This window comes from Collinsella aerofaciens (genome assembly GCF_028206795.1).
GTDB classification, from domain to species: domain Bacteria; phylum Actinomycetota; class Coriobacteriia; order Coriobacteriales; family Coriobacteriaceae; genus Collinsella; species Collinsella aerofaciens_AX.
In genome coordinates, this window is sequence record NZ_JAQLFJ010000019.1 from 1 (window position 1) to 18,009 (window position 18,009).

The window sequence follows — 18,009 nt, forward strand, 5'->3', positions numbered from 1 at the left end:
GGCTTGCTTGAATCGTATCCGACACCGGGGAAATACATCAACGGGGTATCGAATAGCTCATTTCTGACTGTAATGGGCAGGTTCGTTTGCGCCGCCACAAAGGTGCTTGGCATCTTTGTGGCGGATAGCTGCTAAGCGGTGGGGAGTCCCGGCGTGTTAGCCGGCTGCTGCGGCTTGAGGTGGGCGTTGCGCCAGATGATTTGGATGATGTAGCCGAGCATAAAGACAAAGGCTACACCGCTGATGAAGTCACCTACGAGGGGGATTGCCGTAAGCGCGCCCGCGGCGATGCCACCCACGGCTGCCATGGCGTAGCGGTTTTGGCTGTGTCCGACCATGCGGACGATCGCGCACCCCGCAAAGGCACTCGACACCAATGCGATGCCAATGACACCGCACATGAGGGCTCCGGCAAGCGACAGACCAGCGATAGAGATAATTAGCAGTAGGACGGCGGGGACGATAGCAATCGTGCCCAGAAGACCGCTCACCCACAGGGGCATGGGGCGCTGGTGGAGCATACCGGCGGCGCTGGCAGTCGCACGCGGAAAGACGAGCTCGAGCAGCAGAGCGACAAAGCAGGTCGAGAGTGCCGCGGCGACGATACCGCCGATGACATCGTTAACGGTGGAAGTATCCTCGTTCTCGGTGCGGTCGATCTTGAGTGCGCCGACCTCGGCTCCCGCGGCGCGCTCGGGGTCCTCGGAGACGTGCGCGTTCACGGTGCCGGTGATGTGGGCGTTCTTGCCCAGGATGAGCTTGTCGGCCCAAACCTCGACATCGCCATCGACGGTGCCGTCGATGGTTACCGTATCGCTCGCGAGCGCTGCCGACTTGGTGGAGCCTCGCAAGGCAACCGTTTCGCCTATCGCGTAGAAACAGTTAGCGGTGCTGTCGGAATTGAGAACGACATGCTGGCCAGCAACGGTCACGCTGCCATCAACCGTGGTCTTGGCAATGTCGATGGTACGCGCCGCCAGGCGGACGGCGCCGCCCACTGTGCAGTCGCGAATTGAGAGGGTATCGCCCGCGGCGATGATATCGCGGTCGATGGACGTATCGTCCAAGTTGAGGGCCTGACCGGCCCAGTACAGGTCGCCTTCGACGCCGGACGGATTGGCGTCATTGTCGGTCGCAAGTACGTTGCCTGCGGTGTCCGTGCCGGCGAACGACGCCGTGGGAAGCACGGTGATCGCCAGCGCGATGAGCGCGAATGCCATAAGCAGGCACCGACGCATCTTGTGTGACGGCGCCGCCGCGGTTTGATTGAAAGCCATGGTTGATCCTTTTGTTAGGTGTTCGGCATATACCTAACAGGGTACCCAACGTACGAGCGCTCTAAAAGAACCTCTCGGTTGCATTTCGAAGGGTCGTGCCGTGCAGTCTACTTTTTACGGTGCAAAAAGCGTGCGATGTCTTCCTCGGTGGGGCTTTTGATGTCAAAGCGCAGCGAGAGCCAGCGCAGGCCCATAGTCACGACAACGCATACGACCAGCGCGGCGACATTGCTCATGATGCCGCTCATAACGAGACACACGTAGCTTGTCGATCCGGCGATGGCAGCGATGGCATAAAAGTTAGTACGTTGGAAAATGCCCGGAACCACGCCCATAAAGCCGTCGCGCAACATGCCGCCGCCCACCGCGGTGAAAAAGCCCATCATGATGCACACCGCCGGCGCAAAGCCATAGACTAGCGCCTTGTCTGCTCCAGTGGCGGCGTAGATACCGACCGAGATGATGTCGAGCAGGGGAATGAGTTTTTCGGGTTTGTCGACGATTGCCGGGAAAATATAGATGATGGCTGCCGTGGCAATGGAAAGCGGCAGCGCCATTGGCTGGTTGAGGATGTAGACGTTGCCCACCTGCAGCGTCATGTCGCGTAAAAGACCGCCGCCCAAGCCACAGACCACGGCGAGTGCAACTGCACCCACCAGGTCGAGTTTGTGCTCGCGCGCGACCAACACGCCCGAGATTGAAGCCGCGACGACGGCGAACATTTCGAGCCAAAACGGAATAGCGACCATGGCATCCGAAGCATGTGGGGTAACGGTCATAGCGGCGACGACGGGCAAGATGGGGTCCTTTGGATTGTGGGTTTAGACAATGCCCGTACATAGTACATGGTTGGCGGGCGTGGCGACCCTATTGCTCGGTAAACGGTTGGGACTGGGTGGGGGCGTAGGTACCATGTTTGGGGATCTGGGTTGATGCTGAACGCGATGGGGGCGTGGCTGAATAGGAGGGATGTCCAAATTTTGAGCAGCGCTCAAAATTTATCCGGTCGGTTTACGCCGACCGCGCTGCGCTAAAAACGCGCCACTGGCGCGTTTTCTTTACGCTTTGCGCCCTGGCGGGTTCGAATCCCTCCTCCTCCGCCGTATATGCTTGTAAGGGACTCAAAACAAAAAAGCTCCCGTAATTGGGAGCTTTCTCAACCAAAATGGCGGAGGAGGAGGGATTCGAACCCTCGTGACCTTATACAGGCCAAACGGTTTTCGAGACCGCCGCATTCAACCACTCTGCCACCCCTCCGCGTGGGGTAAAAACAAAGCAGGCTCGAAGGCCTGCTTTGGAATTAACTGGCGGAGAGTCAGGGATTTGAACCCTGGAGACGCTTTTGACGCCTACACGATTTCCAATCGTGCTCCTTCGGCCACTCGGACAACTCTCCGTTAAATGCGAAAGTCAGTATACACGAGGAATCGCAAAGTGCAAACAGAAAAGTTGGCATTTTTTAAAACGCTTTGCCACGTTTGGCGTTGCAGTGGGGTTTGAGGTGCCAAAAAACGGCTTCCGACCAGCGTGGTTGATCAACTCAATTGTTCAAAAGGGGTATTCATAAGCGACTTGGCAATGAATTTAAAAATCTTTGGGTGGTGCTGTGGACCACTGGTATGCATTTTGCGACCACAACCTTGTGCCCGTTGACCTGCGGATTGGCTTTGCTTGTCCCAGCAGCACCGTATCTTGTCCACAAATCCGTCAAGCTCTTGGTCGGCATTTGGTTGGAATGCGCATGAAACGTGGTGCGAGCATGGACATATGTGGAGGTCATGAGGTTGTAGCTGCATATTCTTGCGGCCTGGGAGGTTGAAAGATATTATTACCAAGTCTTTTCCTGCTTCAGGCGCACCTTCACGACCTGAAGCCACATTTGCCCAGAGGAGGTGACAATATGAAGGCTTATGAACTGCTGTTCTTTGTTGACCCGTCGCTCGACCCCGAGACTCGTCTCGCTGTTATGAAGCGTATCGATACCACGATCGCTGAGGGCGCTGGCAAGGTCGACTCCGTTGACGAGTGGGGCAAGCGCAAGCTCGCCTACGAGATCAACGACCTCACCGATGGTGACTACACCCTCATCAACTTCCACGCAGATCCTACCCAGATCGCCGAGCTTGATCGCGTCCTGCGCATCACCGACGCTGTGGTCCGCCACATGATCGTCCGTCGCGACGACCAGGAGTAAGACTGTCGTTTTGGACTGGGCTTGTGCCCCAAGAGGAAGTAGTGAGTTATGAGCATCAATCGAGTGAACATCACCGGTAACCTCACCCGCGATCCCGAGCTGCGCGCCACCGCCGGCGGAACCCAGGTTCTGTCCTTTGGCGTCGCCGTGAACGATCGTCGCCGCAACGCGCAGACTGGCGAGTGGGAGGACTATCCCAACTTTGTCGACTGCACCATGTTCGGCACCCGCGCCGAGGCCGTGAGCCGTTTCCTGGCAAAGGGAAACAAGGTCGCGATCGAGGGCAAGCTGCGCTACAGCTCTTGGGAGCGCGACGGCCAGCGCCGGAGCAAGCTTGAGGTCATCGTCGATGAGATCGAGTTTATGAGCTCCCGTGGTGGCCAGGGTGGCTACGATCAGGGCGGTTACGCCCCCGCAGCTCCCGCGCCCGCAGCACGTCCTGCCGCACCGGTGGCTACGCCGCCCGCGGTCGACGTCTACGATGAGGACATCCCGTTCTAAGGGTTGTTCACCTATTTTTGAGTGAGAGGCGGCTTCGGTTCGCCGAAGTTGCCAAATGAAAGGTATTTTGACATGGCTAATGATTTTTCTGCACGTCAGCCGCGTCGTAAGTACTGCCAGTTCTGCAAGGAGAACACTGAGTTCATCGACTATAAGGACACTCAGCTTCTCCGTAAGTACATGACCGACCGTGGCAAGATCAAGCCCCGTCGCGTCACTGGCGCTTGCACGCAGCATCAGCATGACATCGCCAACGCCATCAAGCGCGCCCGCGAGATGGCTCTCCTGCCGTACACCGTCCCCGTGGTTTCCTCTCGTGGCAACCGCGATCGCGGCTAAGAAGGGAGACGCATCATGAAGGTTATTCTTCTCGATGAGATTAAGGGCAAGGGCGGCGAGGGTGACGTCGTAGAGGTCGCTCAGGGTTACGCTGAGAACTTCCTGTTCCCCAAGAAGCTCGCTGTTGCCGCCACCAAGGGCAACCTCAAGCAGCTTGACGAGCGTCGCAACAACATCGCCAAGCGCGAGGCCGTCCGTCTGGCTACCGCCAACGAGACCAAGGCTGCCTTCGAGGGCAAGACGGTCACCGTTGACGTCAAGGTCGGCGACGAGGGCATCCTCTTTGGCTCCGTTACCGCCGCTATGATCGCTGACGCCATCAAGGCTCAGCTCGGTATGGACATCGACCGCAAGCGCGTCGAGCTCGGTAAGCCCATCAAGGTTGCCGGTGCCCACACCGTTGCCATCTCGCTGTACCGCGAGATCAAGGCCGAGGTTGTCGTTCTCGTCGGCGTTACCGCCGAGGAGCTCGCTGCCGAGGCTGAGGTCGAGGAGGCCGCTGAGGTCGCCGAGGCCGAGACCGCCGAGGTCGAGACTGAGGCTGCTGCCGAGTAGCATTTGCTGCAACGCAACAATCTTGTTCTAAGAAGGGCGCTCTGGGAGACCGGGGCGCCCTTTTATTTTCTACGCTCAGTGAGCGCCATGGCAGGCGTTGCGGTGAGGTTTCAAATGCGCGACCGTTCGTCCGTTTCGTTCGGTGATGATTGCCGGGGCGCGGCCCGTTTTGGGACTGTGGCTGATACTATGGATGCTCGCAAGCGATATGAATGAGGATGCTCATGGCATATGACGAAAGGGAGACGGGGCTGACGGTCGAGGACCGTGGCTCCAAGTTGGGTCTCCCTCAAAACCAAGACGCAGAGGCCAATGTACTGGCCGCCATGCTGCTGTCACCCGAGGTGGTCGAGGAGGCCCAGGTCGAGCTGCAGCCCGATGACTTCTACCGGCCCATTCATAAGACCATCTATACCGCGATGGTCGATATGTACAACAGCCGCATTCCCATCGACTCAATCTCGCTGATCGATTACCTGCGAAGCATCAACAAGCTCGATGCCGTGGGCGGCGAGGCGTACATTTTGGAGCTGATGGGTCAGACCCTGTCACTCGTGAACTGGCAGCACCATGCCGCCATCGTTCGTCGCGATTCGATGCTGCGCGAGCTGATCGGCGCCACCAACGAGATCAACGCGCTGGCCTATAACGCCCCTACCGACACCAAAGAGGTCGTGGAGCTGGCCGAGAGCAAGCTGCTCAAGGTTACGGCGCGCGAGGTCAAGTCGAGCTACAAGACGCTGACCGAGTTTATGGTCGAGGCCTATAACGAGGCCGAGGAAGTGTGCCAGGCCGGTGGCCAGGCTGCGGGCGTGCCCACGGGCTTCCCGTCGCTCGACCGCATGCTCATGGGCTTCCGCGAGGGTCAGCTCATCATTATCGGCGCCCGTCCTGCTGTAGGTAAGACGTCGTTCGCTCTGAACCTGGCACTTAACGCTGCCGCTGCTGGTTATACCGTCGGCTTCTTCTCGCTGGAGATGTCGGGCAAGGAAATTGCCCAGCGTCTGATTTGCGCCTACGCCATGATCTCGATCAGTGACTTCCGCATGGGCCGCATTAGCCCCGAGCAGTGGGCCAATATCAACGAGGCTACGCAGACCTTGTCCAAGCTCGATATTCTGATTGACGATACGCCCGGCACCACAGTGACCGAGATTCGCGCCAAGAGCCGCCGCATGCTCCATAACAAGGAGAAGGCAATCATCATCCTGGACTACCTGCAGCTGGTGAGTCCTCCGCCGGGACGCCGCTCCGAGAGCCGTACCGTCGAGGTTTCGGAGATGTCGCGTGGTCTGAAGATCATGGCCAAGGAGCTCAAGATCCCGCTCATCGCGCTCTCGCAGCTCTCGCGTCAGGTCGAATCCCGTACCGGCAAGCGCCCGCAGCTTTCCGACCTTCGTGAATCGGGCTCCATCGAGCAGGACGCCGATATTGTTATGTTCTTGGACCGCTCCGCCGACGAGGCCGAAGCCTCGCGCGACGATCGACCCGACGAGGGCGTTACGCGTATCGTCGTGGCCAAGAACCGTTCGGGCCCGATCGGCGACGTCGACCTGATGTTCCTGCCGGCATCCACCAAGTTCTATGAGCTTGATGGGGCACATGCCGAGGAGTAGGACAGGCGCCCGTTGCACGGGTATACTAGGAATGTTTTGTGCTTCTGCGTGCCGGCATGGCGCGTAGACAGGCCATGAATGTAAGGAGTAAACATGCCGTCAACCGTTTTGGTCGGTGCCCAGTGGGGCGATGAGGGCAAGGGTAAGATTTGCGACCTGGTCGCCGGCGACTTCGATGCCGTCGTGCGCTACTCGGGCGGCAACAACGCCGGTCACACCATCGTCGTCAACGGCAAGAAGTACGGCCTGCACCAGGTGCCTTCCGGCATCATGTATTCCGACCACGTGTCGGTGATCGGTAACGGCTGCGTCGTCAACCCCAAGGTTGTCCTTGAGGAGATCGACATGTTCGAGGCCGACGGCATCACCACCAAGAACCTCAAGATTAGCGGTAACGCGCATGTCATCATGCCGTACCACATCGATCTGGATGGCGCCTTTGAGCAGAAGCTCGGCAAGAAGAACATCGGTACCACCAAGCGCGGCATTGGTCCGTGCTATCAGGATAAGATGGCCCGCATTGGCCTGCGCATGCAGGACATGCTGGACGAGACGCTGTTCCGCGACAAGTTGGAGACCGCTCTCGCCCGCGTGAACCCCGAGCTCGAGCTCATCTACAACCTGCCCACCTACACCGTGGACCAGATTTGCGACGAGTACCTGCCGATGGCCGAGCGCCTGCGTCCCTACATCACTGAGACGAGTCTGCTGCTCAACAACATGATCGACGAGGGCAAGGACCTGCTGTTTGAGGGCGCCCAGGCGACGCTGCTCGACATCGACCACGGCACCTATCCGTACGTGACGTCTTCCAACTGCACCGCCGGCGGCGCCATTACCGGCTCCGGCGTCGGTATGAAGAATGTCGACCGCGTGCTGGGCGTCATGAAGGCCTATATCACCCGCGTCGGTTCGGGCCCCATGCCCACCGAGCTTTCCTATGAGTCCGAGGCTGGCCACACGCTGACCGAGGAGGGCTATGAGTACGGCGTGACCACCGGTCGCCGTCGTCGTTGCGGCTGGTTTGACGGCCCTATCGCCAACTATGCCTCGCGCGTCAACGGCCTCACCGACATCGCCGTGACCAAGCTCGACGTGCTTTCGGCCTTCGACACCATCAAGGTGTGCGTGGCCTACGACGTCGATGGCGAGCGCTACACCAGCGTGCCCGAGCATCAGGTGCGCTTTGAGCATGCCAAGCCCATCTACGAGGAGCTCCCTGGCTGGAAGTGCGACATCACCGGTTGTCGCAGCTTTGACGAGCTGCCGCAGGAGGCTCAGGACTACGTGGCGTTTATCGAGGATCTGGCACACACCCGCGTGACGTTCATTGGCGTTGGCGCTGGTCGCGAGCAGATCATCAACCGATTCTGGAAGTAATCGGGACTATTTGGTTATTGCGATATACCCCTTTGCAGCCCGGACGGGCGGCCGAGGGGTATATTTGCTTGCAAGGGGCTCGCGCGGAGCGGGCCATTCATCCATAGAGGAGGCACCCTTGAAGGCGGACACTCAAACCATCGACATCCTGTTGTTGGGCAGCGGCGGCCGTGAGCATGCTTTGGCAGCCAAGCTCGCAGCATCACCGCGCGCCGGCAAGCTCTACATCGCGCCGGGCAACGGCGGCACCGCGAGCTGCGGCGAGAACGTTGTTCTCGACGACTGCGATCCTGCGGCCGTGGCGGCGTTTGCGCAGAGCCACGGATGCGGACTCGTGGTAATTGGCCCCGAGGCTCCGCTCGTGGCGGGCGTGGCCGACGCCGTGCGCGCGGCGGGTATTCCCTGCTTTGGCCCGGGTGCCGAGGGCGCCCAGATGGAGGGCTCCAAGCTGTTCTCCAAGCAGCTCATGGAGCGTGCGGGCATTCCGACGGCAGCCTACGGCTCGTTTACCGACGAGGCTTCGGCTCTCGCCTACGTACGCGAGCAAGGCGCCCCGCTGGTCGTCAAGGCCGACGGCCTTGCCGCAGGCAAGGGCGTTATCGTGGCGACCGAACTTGAGCAGGCCGAGGAGGCCGTGCGCGAGTGCTTTGGCGGCACCTTTGGCGATGCCGGCAACACCGTGGTTATCGAGGAGATGCTCGTTGGTCCCGAGTGCTCGCTGCTGGCCTTTACCGACGGCAAGACCGTGCGCCCCATGGCCACCTCGCAGGACCACAAGCGCGCGCTCGAGGGCGACAAGGGTCCCAACACCGGCGGCATGGGCGTCTACAGCCCGGTGCCCATCGTGACCGACGAGGAGCACGCCATGATGGTGAAGGTCATGGAGCAGACCGTTGCCGAGCTTGCTGCCGAGGGCATCGACTACCGCGGCTGCCTGTATGGCGGCTTTATGCTCACCCCCGCCGGCCCCAAGGTACTGGAGTTCAACGCCCGCTTTGGTGATCCCGAGACTCAGGTCGTGCTGCCGCGCCTTAAGAACGACCTGGTTGAGGTCATGCTCGCCTGCGCCAACTGCGAGCTCGATCAGATTGAGCTCGACTGGCGTGACGAGTGGGCCGTGGCCGTTGTCCTGACGAGCGCGGGCTATCCCGGCAGCTACGAGAGGGGCAAGGTCATCACCGGTATTGAGGATGCCGAGGCCATGGAGAACGTGACCGTGTACCACGCGGGCACTGCCGTGGTGGACGGCCAGCTCGTGACCAACGGTGGCCGCGTGCTTGCCGTGACCGCTCTGGGCGACACGTTCGAGAACGCTCGCAACCTTGCCTACGAGGCCTGCGAGAAGATTGATTTTGAGGGCAAGACCTTGCGTCACGACATCGGCCTGCGCGCGCTGCGCGGCCGCGACGCCTGGGATGCCTAAAATCCGAGAGGAATGAGACGGATGGACGAGAAGAACGAAGAGCTCGTGGACGCGCAGATCGTCGAAGAGGACAGCCGCATGTATGGGCACGCCGAGGGCGAGCCTGGTGGCGAGGTCGCTGACGAGCCGGCACTGGTGCTGGGCGACGACGACCCGCACGATGCCGAGCTGCACGAGAAGATTATTTCGGAGGAGTGCGCCTGGAAGGGCAAGATCCTCGACGTCCACCGTCTTGAGGTTGAGCTGCCCAACGGTCACCGCAGCGCCCGCGATATCGTTCGCCATCCGGGTGCGGCGGCCGTTGTGGCACTGACCGAGAGCGGCAAGATCGTACTGGTGCGTCAGTACCGCACCGCCATCGACCGCGTGACGGTCGAGATTCCCGCCGGCAAGCTCGATCCAGGCGAGGACCCGCTCGATTGCGCCAAGCGCGAACTGCATGAGGAGACGGGCTTTAGGGCTGGTCGTATTCGCTTTTTGACGTCGATTGTCACGTCCTGCGGTTTTTGCGATGAGATTATCCACATCTACTTGGCTACCAAGCTCGAGTTTGATGCGCCCAACCCCGATGATGATGAGTTTGTCAACGTGGACCTGGTGCCACTGCACGAGCTGATCGACGCCGTGCTCGACGGCAAGATCGAAGATGCCAAGACCGTCGTAGGCGCCTTGGCCTGCGATAGCATCGCACATAGGTTGGGCGGAGCCGAACTGTAACGAGTGGGGATAGCCCTGGGACAAGTACTACTGATTGCTTTGTCCCAGGGCCTTACGTTGCTGATATTTCTTTGAGGATCACATGCTGAAAAGGTTTTTGTCTTATTACAAGCCCCAGATGGGGCTTTTTGTTGCTGATACTGTTTGTGCTCTGGTGCTTGCCGCCATTGACCTGGCGTTCCCCATTATTCTGCGCAATTTGACCGGTGGGCTGTTTACTCAGGGTCAGGCTGCCATTATGCAGGCGCTCGGCATGATCGCGGTGGGCTTGGTGTTGATGTATGCCGTCCGCTGCGCCTGCCGCTACTTTGTGAGCTATTGGGGTCACGTGATGGGCGCGCGCATGGAGTCCAAGATGCGCGAGGACCTGTTCGACCAGTATGAGCGCTTTAGCTTTGCGTACTTCGACCGCAACAGCTCGGGCGACATGATGAGCCGCGTGGTCAACGACCTGTTCGATATCTGCGAGGCGGCGCACCACGTGCCCGAGTGGATCATCATCTGCGGCATCGAGATTATCGGCTCGTTTGTGATTCTCTTTACCATCGCCCCGGTGCTGGCGCTCGCCATGGCCGTGGTGACGGCGGCGTTTGCGGTCATCATGTTTTGGCAGAACATGCGCATGCGCGAGGTCTTTAGCGACAACCGCAAAAAAATCAGCGGCATCAATGCGCAGCTGCAGGATTCGCTGGCGGGCATGCGCGTGGTCAAGAGCTTTGCCAATGAGGAGACCGAACGCTTCAAGTTCCGCGCCTCAAACAATCGCTATCTTTCGTCCAAGGAGAACATGTATCACGCCATGGGCGTCTATACCGCGACGTATGGCCTGCTCTCGGGTGTGCTCTATGTGATCGTGGTGCTGCTGGGCGGCTGGCTGGTCGCCCAGGGACAGCTGCAGGCGGTCGATATGGCGACCTTTGCACTCTATATTTCGCTGTTCTGCACGCCGCTCGAGACACTCGTCAATTCGGCCGAAACGTATCAGAAGGCTATCGCCGGCTTTAAGCGTATGGACGAGGTGCTCTCGACCGCGCCGGATATCCAGGACAAGCTGGGCGCTACGGATCTGCAGGTGACTGCCGGCGCCGTGGAGTATCACGACGTGTGCTTTAACTACGAGGATGTCGAGCTGGGCGAGGGCGATGCCGACGAGCGTCCCGTTATCGACCATATGGATCTGTCCATCAAGCCCGGGCAGACCATCGCTTTGGTTGGCCCTTCGGGCGGCGGCAAGTCCACGACCTGTTCGCTGCTGCCGCGCTTTTATGATGTGGCTGCCGGCTCCATTAGCATCGACGGCCAGGATGTGCGCGATGTGACGCAGCAGAGCCTGCGTCGTGCTATCGGCTTGGTGCAGCAGGATGTCTATCTGTTTGACGGTACGATTGGCGAGAACATCGCCTACGGCAAGCCGGGCGCTACGGCGGAAGAGATCGCCGAGGCCGCCCGTCGCGCCAACATCGACGCCTTTATCGAGTCGCTTCCACAGGGCTACGACACCGTGGTGGGCGAGCGCGGCAGCCGTCTTTCGGGCGGACAGAAGCAGCGCGTTGCCATCGCGCGCGTGTTTCTCAAGAACCCCAAGATCCTGATTCTGGACGAGGCGACGAGCGCTTTGGATAACGAGAGCGAGGAGGCGGTCCAGGAGTCGCTCGAAGAGCTGGCACGCGGCCGCACCACGATTATCATCGCCCACCGTCTTTCGACCATTAAGCATGCCGATGAGATTGCGACCGTTGAGCATGGTCGCGTTGTGGAGCGTGGCACGCACGAGGAGCTTCTCGCCCGTGGCGGCACCTATGCCCGTTACTATCGAATGCAGTTCGAAGGTGCGCGTGCGCACGAGCTCGACTGATTGATATGACAGGAAGTTTATGGCTGACAAGAACCCTTTGACTCCGGAAGAAGTGACGGAGTTATTCTCCGAAATCGATGCATCCGGTGTCTTGGATCCCACGCTTGCCAAAAAGCGAACCGAGCGTATGCGCGAGAAGGAGGCGGCGGCCAAGCGCGGTGACAAAGCGGCGCTAGCGCAGCTGCGCAGCGAGGACCGCGCGAGCCAGGCAAAACATATCGACCCGCTGTCCGAGGACGATCCTTCGGGCTCGCAGGTGAGCCATACCATTACGAAGACCGCGATGGCCGTGGTCATTGGTATTTTGGTGCTGATCGTGGGCATGCAGATTGGCTACGGCGTGATGCGACGCCTGAACACCGCGAACCTCTCCGAGAGCGTTTCGGTAGATACTGTCTCGACCGCGCTCAAGGGCGGCCTTGAGTGGGGCAACGGCTTTACGCAGTTCCCGCTCGACTTTACCGTCGATGAAGCCGATGAGCGTACGGGCACGGTCGAGGTGACGGTGTTGGACACATCGTCTGCCAACGAGCTCGAGCTGCTGTCCAACGGGCAGATTCAGGCCGCGGCGCTTGCGACCAACGCGCTGCTCAACGATAAGATCGACCGCGTGGTGTATAACGTTCACGCCTATATCGACGAGGATAGCAACATTCAGCACGATTCCTTCTTTGGCATGTTTCCCGCCCGCGGCCACCAGAGCGCCATCCTGACGTTCGTGTGGACCAAGAGCTCATCCAACGCCACGAATATCGACTGGAAGATGCGCATCGTGAGTATGGATGACACCATCGCCGAGCGCATTCAGAAGCAGGTGAACTCGGTGTCCTCGTTGATTGAGGACCCGGTGGTGAGCCAGACCAAGATTGACGAGGAAAAGGCCGAACGTGACCTGGAGCATCGTCTGCATGGCCGCGAAATTTTCCGCGGCGGCAAGCCCGACCGAACGCCGTCCGATCTGCTGGAACAGGACAAGAAAAAGTAAGAGGCCATCATCCCGCGTGAGCCACAAGCCCACGCGGGATGATTTTTCTGGGACGGGGATTAAAAAATCATTATGCATAGAAAGTCATAATTATCATTTCGTAAACATTTCGATGAAATTAACGCCATGAGGCATGCTTGCGGTTACAATACCGCGAGGCCTAACTACACACCTTTAAGCCGGTCCTGTGAGACCGGGAAGGAGAATTATGGCGAACAACCATACCGCGGGCGCTGCCGCCCGCACCTTCGCGCCCAGCGAGCTTTGCCAGCGCATGCTGGCCAAAACCAGCAAGGGCACCTGCGGTCCCTGCATCCTGTATCTTGAGGATGGGACCATTTTTTATGGACGTGCATGCGGCGCCGAGGGCACCGCGACCGGCGAAGTCTGCTTCAACACCTCGCTCGAGGGCTACTTTGAGGTCATGACCGACCCGAGTTATGCCGGCCAAATCGTAACCATGACCTATCCGCAGATCGGCAACTACGGTATCGACGAGACCGACGTCCAGTCGGCCTTCCCCGGCGACGACGTGCGCCCTACGAGCGCTCCGGCTATGCGCGGCATGATCGTTCGCGACATGTGTGCCACGCCTTCTAACTGGCGCTCGGCCGTCAGCGTGCCGGAGTACCTGCGCGCTCACGGCATCGTCGCTATCGAGGGTGTCGACACCCGCGCTCTGGTACGCCATCTGCGCGACAATGGTTCCAAGATGGGCATTATCTCGACCGAGATCTTCGACGTCGACGAGCTTGCCGAGCGTCTGGCCGCAGCGCCCACGCTGGTAGGCGAGAACCTGGTGAAGACCGTAAGTTGCCCCGCGCCTCACGAGTTTGTGGCCGCCGACCTGCCTGCCACGCATGACTTTGCACTTGCGGTTGCCGCTCCTGCCCGTCACAAAGTGGTCGCCTACGACTGCGGCGTCAAGCGCGGCATTCTGGAGGGCCTCGTCCGCGCCGGCTGCGACCTTACTGTCGTGCCGTGGGATACGCCTGCCCAGCAGGTGCTCGACATGAATCCTGATGGCGTCTTTTTGTCCAACGGCCCCGGCGACCCTGACGCCGTGGTGGAGACCTACGAGCAGGTGCAGCAGCTGATCTGCAAGGTTCCGGTCTTTGGTATTTGTCTTGGTCACCAGATGATCAGCCTGGCCTGCGGTGCCCAGATGGAAAAGCTTAAGTTCGGTCACCGCGGTGGCAACCAGCCGGTCATGAACCTGGTAAGCCGTCGCGTGGAGATCACCGCGCAAAACCATGGCTTTGGCCTGCTGTTCCCCAGCTTGGGCAAGCTTGTCCCCGAGCTTTCCGGCGGCGAGACCGAGCATGCGGCCGATGGAGATCTGCGGGTCTGGGTGCGCCGCGGAATCGCGCCGGTCGTGATGAACAAGCGCTTTGGCCGCATTCGCCTAACACATGTGAACCTCAACGACGGCACCGCCGAGGGCATCCAGCTGCTCGACGCCCCGTGCTTCTCGGTCCAGTATCACCCCGAGGCCTCGCCTGGTCCCACCGATGCCCACTATCTCTTTACCGCCTTTACGCGACTCATGGATGGCGAGGAGAACTACCTGGACATCGACACCGCGAAGGACCGCCTGGCTGGCTGGAATTTCGCCGAGACCGCCGCGACCGAGACCGAGGAGAACTAACATGCCGAAACGTACTGACATCAAGCGCATCCTCGTCATTGGTTCGGGCCCCATCGTCATTGGTCAGGCTTGCGAGTTCGATTACTCCGGCGCCCAGGCCTGCAAGGTGCTTAAGGAGGATGGCTTTGAGGTCATCCTGGTCAACTCCAACCCGGCGACCATCATGACCGACCCGGGTCTTGCCGACCGCACCTATGTCGAGCCCATCACCGCCGAGTTTATCGAGCGCGTGATCAAGAAAGAGCGCCCGGACGCGCTGCTGCCCACGCTGGGCGGCCAGACCGGTCTGAACGCCGCCGTCGAGCTGGCGAAAGACGGTACGCTCGACAAGTACGGCGTCGAGATGATCGGCTGCGACCTGGCCGCCATCGAGCGCGGCGAGGACCGCAAGCTCTTTAACGAGGCTATGGCCGAGATCGGCCTGGAGGTCGCGCGCTCGGGCTATGCCTACAGCGTGGCTGACGCCGAGGCCATCGCCGAGCGCGTGGGCTATCCCTGCGTGCTGCGTCCGAGCTTTACCCTCGGTGGCGCCGGCGGCGGCATCGCGCACACCCACGAGGAGCTCGTCTCCATCGTGAGCCAGGGCCTCGAGCTCTCGCCTGCCCATGAGGTGCTGGTCGAGGAGTCCATCGAGGGTTGGAAAGAGTACGAGATGGAGGTCATGCGTGACCACGCCGGCAACGGCATCATCGTGTGCTCCATCGAGAACCTCGACCCCATGGGCGTGCATACCGGCGACTCCATCACCGTCGCGCCGGCGCAGACGCTCTCCGACCTTGAGTATCAGCGCATGCGCGTGGCCTCGCTCGCCATTCTGGAGAAGATCGGCGTCGAGACCGGTGGCTCCAACGTGCAGTTTGCCGTGAACCCCAACACCGGCCGCCTGATCGTCATCGAGATGAACCCGCGCGTGAGCCGCTCGTCCGCCCTCGCTTCTAAGGCCACAGGTTTCCCCATCGCTAAGGCCGCCGCGCGCCTGGCCGTGGGCTACACGCTCGACGAGATCGTCAACGACATCACCAAGGCTACGCCCGCCTGCTTTGAGCCCACGATCGACTACTGTGTGGTCAAGGTGCCGCGCTTTGCCTTCGAGAAGTTCAAGGGTACCGACCCCACGCTCACTACGCGCATGAAGGCCGTGGGCGAGATCATGGCGATCGGCCGCACCTTTGAGGAGGCCTTTGGCAAGGCTATGCGCTCGCTGGAGGACGGCCACCAGGGTATTTGCGCCGGTAGCAAAGAGGGTGCCGATAAGCTGAGCGACGACGAGCTTGCTCAGGCCGTGGCAACCCCGACCGAGCATCGCATCTTCTTTGTGGTCGAGGCCCTGCGCCGTGGCTGGGACATCGCTCGCATCCATGCCATCTGCGGTATCGATCCGTGGTACCTCAACCGTATCAACGATATGGTGCAGGTCCAGCAGAGCATCCGCGGCCTGCGTGTGGAGGATATCGACGCCGACGCGATGCGTCTGCTTAAGCAGTACGGTACGAGCGACGCCGAGATCGCCGCGCTGACCGGCTCGGACGAGCGCTTTGTGCGCGCCTATCGTAAGGGTCTGGGCGTGGTTCCCAGCATGAAGACGGTCGATACCTGCGCTGCGGAGTTCTCGAGTGCCACGGAGTACCACTACAAGACGTACGAGAACATCTACCGCACGAGCCCGGATGCCAAGAAGTGCGTGGCTCCCGACGAGACCACGCCGGCGGACAAGCCCAAGGCGATGATCCTGGGCGCCGGCCCCAACCGTATCGGCCAGGGTATCGAGTTCGATTACTGCTGCGTGCACGCGAGCTACGCGCTGGCAGCCCGCGGCTTCGAGACCATCATGGTCAACTGCAACCCCGAGACCGTTTCGACCGACTACGACACGTCCGACCGCCTTTACTTTGAGCCGCTCACCTACGAGGACGTCATGGATGTCATCGATGTTGAGCGACCCGACGGCGTCGTGGTGACGCTCGGCGGCCAGACTCCGCTTAAGCTGGCGCGCATGCTCGAGGAAAGCGGCGTGAACATCATGGGCACCAAGCCCGATGCCATCGACTTTGCCGAGGACCGCGAGCGCTTTGCCGCCCTGCTCGACAAGCTGGGCATTATGTATCCGCCGGCGGGCCAGGCAACCTCGTTTGAGGAGGCCGAGGCCGTGGCCGCGCATATCGGCTACCCGCTGCTGGTGCGTCCGAGCTACGTGCTGGGCGGCCGCGGCATGATGATCGCCTACGATGCCGAGCATCTGCGCGATTACATGGCCGAGGCTGCACGCATTAGCCCCGACTACCCGGTGTATCTGGATCGCTTCTTGGAGGGTGCGATCGAGTCCGATGTCGACGCCCTGTGCGATGGCGAAGAGGTCTACATCGGCGGCATTCTGGAGCATATCGAGGAGGCCGGTATTCACTCCGGCGACTCTGCGACCTGCATCCCGCCGTTCAGCTTTAGCGAGAGCCTGCAGGCAAAGCTTCGCGAGACCACGCGCCGCATCGCGATGGCGCTGGGAGTCCGCGGCCTGGTTAACGTGCAGTACGCCATTAAGGGCGAGACCGTTTACGTGATCGAGGCCAACCCGCGTGCCAGCCGTACCGTGCCGTTCATCTCCAAGGCCACCGGCGTGCCGCTGGCCAAGTGCGCGGCGCGTATCATGGCGGGCGATTCCATCGCGAGCTTGGGCCTGCCGAGCGACGAGCGTCAGCTGGACTGGTTCTGCATGAAGGAAGCCGTTATGCCCTGGGGCCGTTTCCCGGGCACCGACGTTATCCTGGGGCCCGAGATGAAGTCGACGGGCGAGGTCATGGGTATCGCCAAGAGCTATCCCGAGGCATACGCCAAGACGCAGCTGGCGATCGACTACAAGCTGCCCGACCCGAGCGCCGGCAAGGTGTTCATCAGCGTGTGCGACCGTGACAAGCGCCACATCCTTTCGGTCGCGCGTATCCTGCGCTACCTGGGCTTTGATATCTGCTCCACCGAGGGCACGGCGCGCGTGCTGCGCGGCGGCAACGTGACCTGCGAGGTCGTGGAGAAGATTAGCGGCCCGCACGACGGCGAGCGTCCCAACATCGGCGACCTCATCGCCGATGGCAAGATTGCGGTAATCATCAACACGCCGTACGGTCCGGGCTCGCGTGGCGATGGCTACCTGTTGCGTACCGAGGCGGTGCGTCGCGGCGTGACCTGCGTGACCGCGATGTCCGCGGCCAACACGTATGTGAGTGCCATCGAGGCCGTGCGCGAGGACCAGCAGGGTCACGGCAGTGCCAACGACATGGGCATGGACGTCATCGCCCTGCAGGACCTGCCGCAGCACACGGTGTAGTGTGACCTGTCCGGCCGGGGCGGCAGCCGGACACTTTCTCTCGGAAACTGGGCTTCGCGAAGTTTTCCGAGAGAAAGGACCGCCTCCCGCCCCGGCCTGCGGTGACTCGGGTGCACCGTGTGCTGCCGAAGGAGCTTTGCGCGATGACTAGGGCTGAATAAAAAGTGAGTGTGGGCCCTGCCGTTCGTTCGAACGACAGGGCC

Annotated in this window: 14 protein-coding genes and 2 tRNA genes; 12 read left to right on the forward strand and 4 right to left on the reverse strand. The window is 60.8% G+C overall.

Annotated features, from left to right (window positions below; translation table 11 throughout):
- Positions 1-131 precede the first annotated feature (131 nt).
- The 4 genes from PMX70_RS09615 to PMX70_RS09630 form a co-directional block, all read right to left on the reverse strand.
- Positions 132-1,277 carry a DUF8173 domain-containing protein gene (locus PMX70_RS09615; RefSeq protein ID WP_271740348.1) on the reverse strand — a complete coding sequence of 382 codons (1,146 nt, stop codon included), beginning with the start codon at positions 1,275-1,277 and terminating at the stop codon, positions 132-134.
- 107 nt (positions 1,278-1,384) lie between these two features.
- Positions 1,385-2,074, reverse strand: a complete 690-nt coding sequence (locus PMX70_RS09620) for a trimeric intracellular cation channel family protein (RefSeq protein ID WP_271740347.1) — start codon at positions 2,072-2,074, stop codon at positions 1,385-1,387.
- A gap of 369 nt (positions 2,075-2,443) precedes the next feature.
- Positions 2,444-2,534, reverse strand: a tRNA-Ser gene (locus tag PMX70_RS09625).
- Positions 2,535-2,582: 48 nt separating this feature from the next.
- A tRNA-Ser gene (locus PMX70_RS09630) sits at positions 2,583-2,673 on the reverse strand.
- A 504-nt stretch (positions 2,674-3,177) separates the two neighbouring features.
- Here PMX70_RS09630 and rpsF point away from each other — a divergent pair.
- From rpsF to carB, 12 genes are all read left to right on the forward strand, one after another.
- The gene (gene rpsF, locus PMX70_RS09635; RefSeq protein WP_006235831.1) at positions 3,178-3,471 is read left to right on the forward strand and encodes a 30S ribosomal protein S6; all 294 of its coding nucleotides are present in this window, start codon (positions 3,178-3,180) and stop codon (positions 3,469-3,471) included.
- 48 nt (positions 3,472-3,519) lie between these two features.
- Positions 3,520-3,972, forward strand: a complete 453-nt coding sequence (locus PMX70_RS09640; RefSeq protein ID WP_006235830.1) for a single-stranded DNA-binding protein — start codon at positions 3,520-3,522, stop codon at positions 3,970-3,972.
- A gap of 72 nt (positions 3,973-4,044) precedes the next feature.
- Positions 4,045-4,311, forward strand: coding sequence for a 30S ribosomal protein S18 (rpsR, locus tag PMX70_RS09645; RefSeq protein WP_006235829.1), 267 nt, complete (start codon positions 4,045-4,047; stop codon positions 4,309-4,311).
- A 15-nt stretch (positions 4,312-4,326) separates the two neighbouring features.
- Positions 4,327-4,866, forward strand: coding sequence for a 50S ribosomal protein L9 (gene rplI, locus PMX70_RS09650; RefSeq protein WP_022094073.1), 540 nt, complete (start codon positions 4,327-4,329; stop codon positions 4,864-4,866).
- Positions 4,867-5,084: 218 nt separating this feature from the next.
- Entirely contained in the window at positions 5,085-6,482 is a 1,398-nt protein-coding gene (gene dnaB, locus PMX70_RS09655) for a replicative DNA helicase (RefSeq protein ID WP_117734797.1), read from the forward strand.
- 93 nt (positions 6,483-6,575) lie between these two features.
- Entirely contained in the window at positions 6,576-7,862 is a 1,287-nt protein-coding gene (locus tag PMX70_RS09660) for an adenylosuccinate synthase (protein WP_118260035.1), read from the forward strand.
- A 118-nt stretch (positions 7,863-7,980) separates the two neighbouring features.
- On the forward strand, positions 7,981-9,285 hold the full coding sequence (gene purD / locus PMX70_RS09665) for a phosphoribosylamine--glycine ligase (RefSeq protein WP_271740346.1): 1,305 nt from the start codon (positions 7,981-7,983) through the stop codon (positions 9,283-9,285).
- Between the two features lie 21 nt (positions 9,286-9,306).
- Complete coding sequence (locus PMX70_RS09670; RefSeq protein WP_271740345.1) at positions 9,307-10,002, forward strand: NUDIX domain-containing protein; 696 nt, start codon at positions 9,307-9,309, stop codon at positions 10,000-10,002.
- Between the two features lie 82 nt (positions 10,003-10,084).
- On the forward strand, positions 10,085-11,857 hold the full coding sequence (locus PMX70_RS09675) for an ABC transporter ATP-binding protein (protein ID WP_271740344.1): 1,773 nt from the start codon (positions 10,085-10,087) through the stop codon (positions 11,855-11,857).
- 19 nt (positions 11,858-11,876) lie between these two features.
- Entirely contained in the window at positions 11,877-12,842 is a 966-nt protein-coding gene (locus PMX70_RS09680; protein WP_271740343.1) for a hypothetical protein, read from the forward strand.
- 208 nt (positions 12,843-13,050) lie between these two features.
- Entirely contained in the window at positions 13,051-14,490 is a 1,440-nt protein-coding gene (carA, locus tag PMX70_RS09685) for a glutamine-hydrolyzing carbamoyl-phosphate synthase small subunit (protein WP_271740342.1), read from the forward strand.
- 1 nt (position 14,491) lies between these two features.
- A complete protein-coding gene (carB, locus tag PMX70_RS09690; protein WP_271740341.1) occupies positions 14,492-17,806 on the forward strand; it encodes a carbamoyl-phosphate synthase large subunit in 3,315 nt (1,104 codons plus the stop codon).
- Positions 17,807-18,009 lie beyond the last annotated feature (203 nt).

Excerpts from the sequence above, each read along its gene's own strand:
- rplI (WP_022094073.1), top strand. The coding sequence starts at position 4,327 with ATGAAGGTTATTCTTCTCGATGAGATTAAGGGCAAGGGCGGCGAGGGT.
- rpsF (WP_006235831.1), top strand. The coding sequence starts at position 3,178 with ATGAAGGCTTATGAACTGCTGTTCTTTGTTGACCCGTCGCTCGACCCC.
- carB (WP_271740341.1), top strand. The coding sequence starts at position 14,492 with ATGCCGAAACGTACTGACATCAAGCGCATCCTCGTCATTGGTTCGGGC.
- dnaB (WP_117734797.1), top strand. The coding sequence starts at position 5,085 with ATGCTCATGGCATATGACGAAAGGGAGACGGGGCTGACGGTCGAGGAC.
- carA (WP_271740342.1), top strand. The coding sequence starts at position 13,051 with ATGGCGAACAACCATACCGCGGGCGCTGCCGCCCGCACCTTCGCGCCC.
- PMX70_RS09670 (WP_271740345.1), top strand. The coding sequence starts at position 9,307 with ATGGACGAGAAGAACGAAGAGCTCGTGGACGCGCAGATCGTCGAAGAG.
- PMX70_RS09675 (WP_271740344.1), top strand. The coding sequence starts at position 10,085 with ATGCTGAAAAGGTTTTTGTCTTATTACAAGCCCCAGATGGGGCTTTTT.
- PMX70_RS09640 (WP_006235830.1), top strand. The coding sequence starts at position 3,520 with ATGAGCATCAATCGAGTGAACATCACCGGTAACCTCACCCGCGATCCC.
- rpsR (WP_006235829.1), top strand. The coding sequence starts at position 4,045 with ATGGCTAATGATTTTTCTGCACGTCAGCCGCGTCGTAAGTACTGCCAG.
- PMX70_RS09615 (WP_271740348.1), bottom strand. The coding sequence starts at position 1,277 with ATGGCTTTCAATCAAACCGCGGCGGCGCCGTCACACAAGATGCGTCGG.
- PMX70_RS09660 (WP_118260035.1), top strand. The coding sequence starts at position 6,576 with ATGCCGTCAACCGTTTTGGTCGGTGCCCAGTGGGGCGATGAGGGCAAG.
- PMX70_RS09680 (WP_271740343.1), top strand. The coding sequence starts at position 11,877 with ATGGCTGACAAGAACCCTTTGACTCCGGAAGAAGTGACGGAGTTATTC.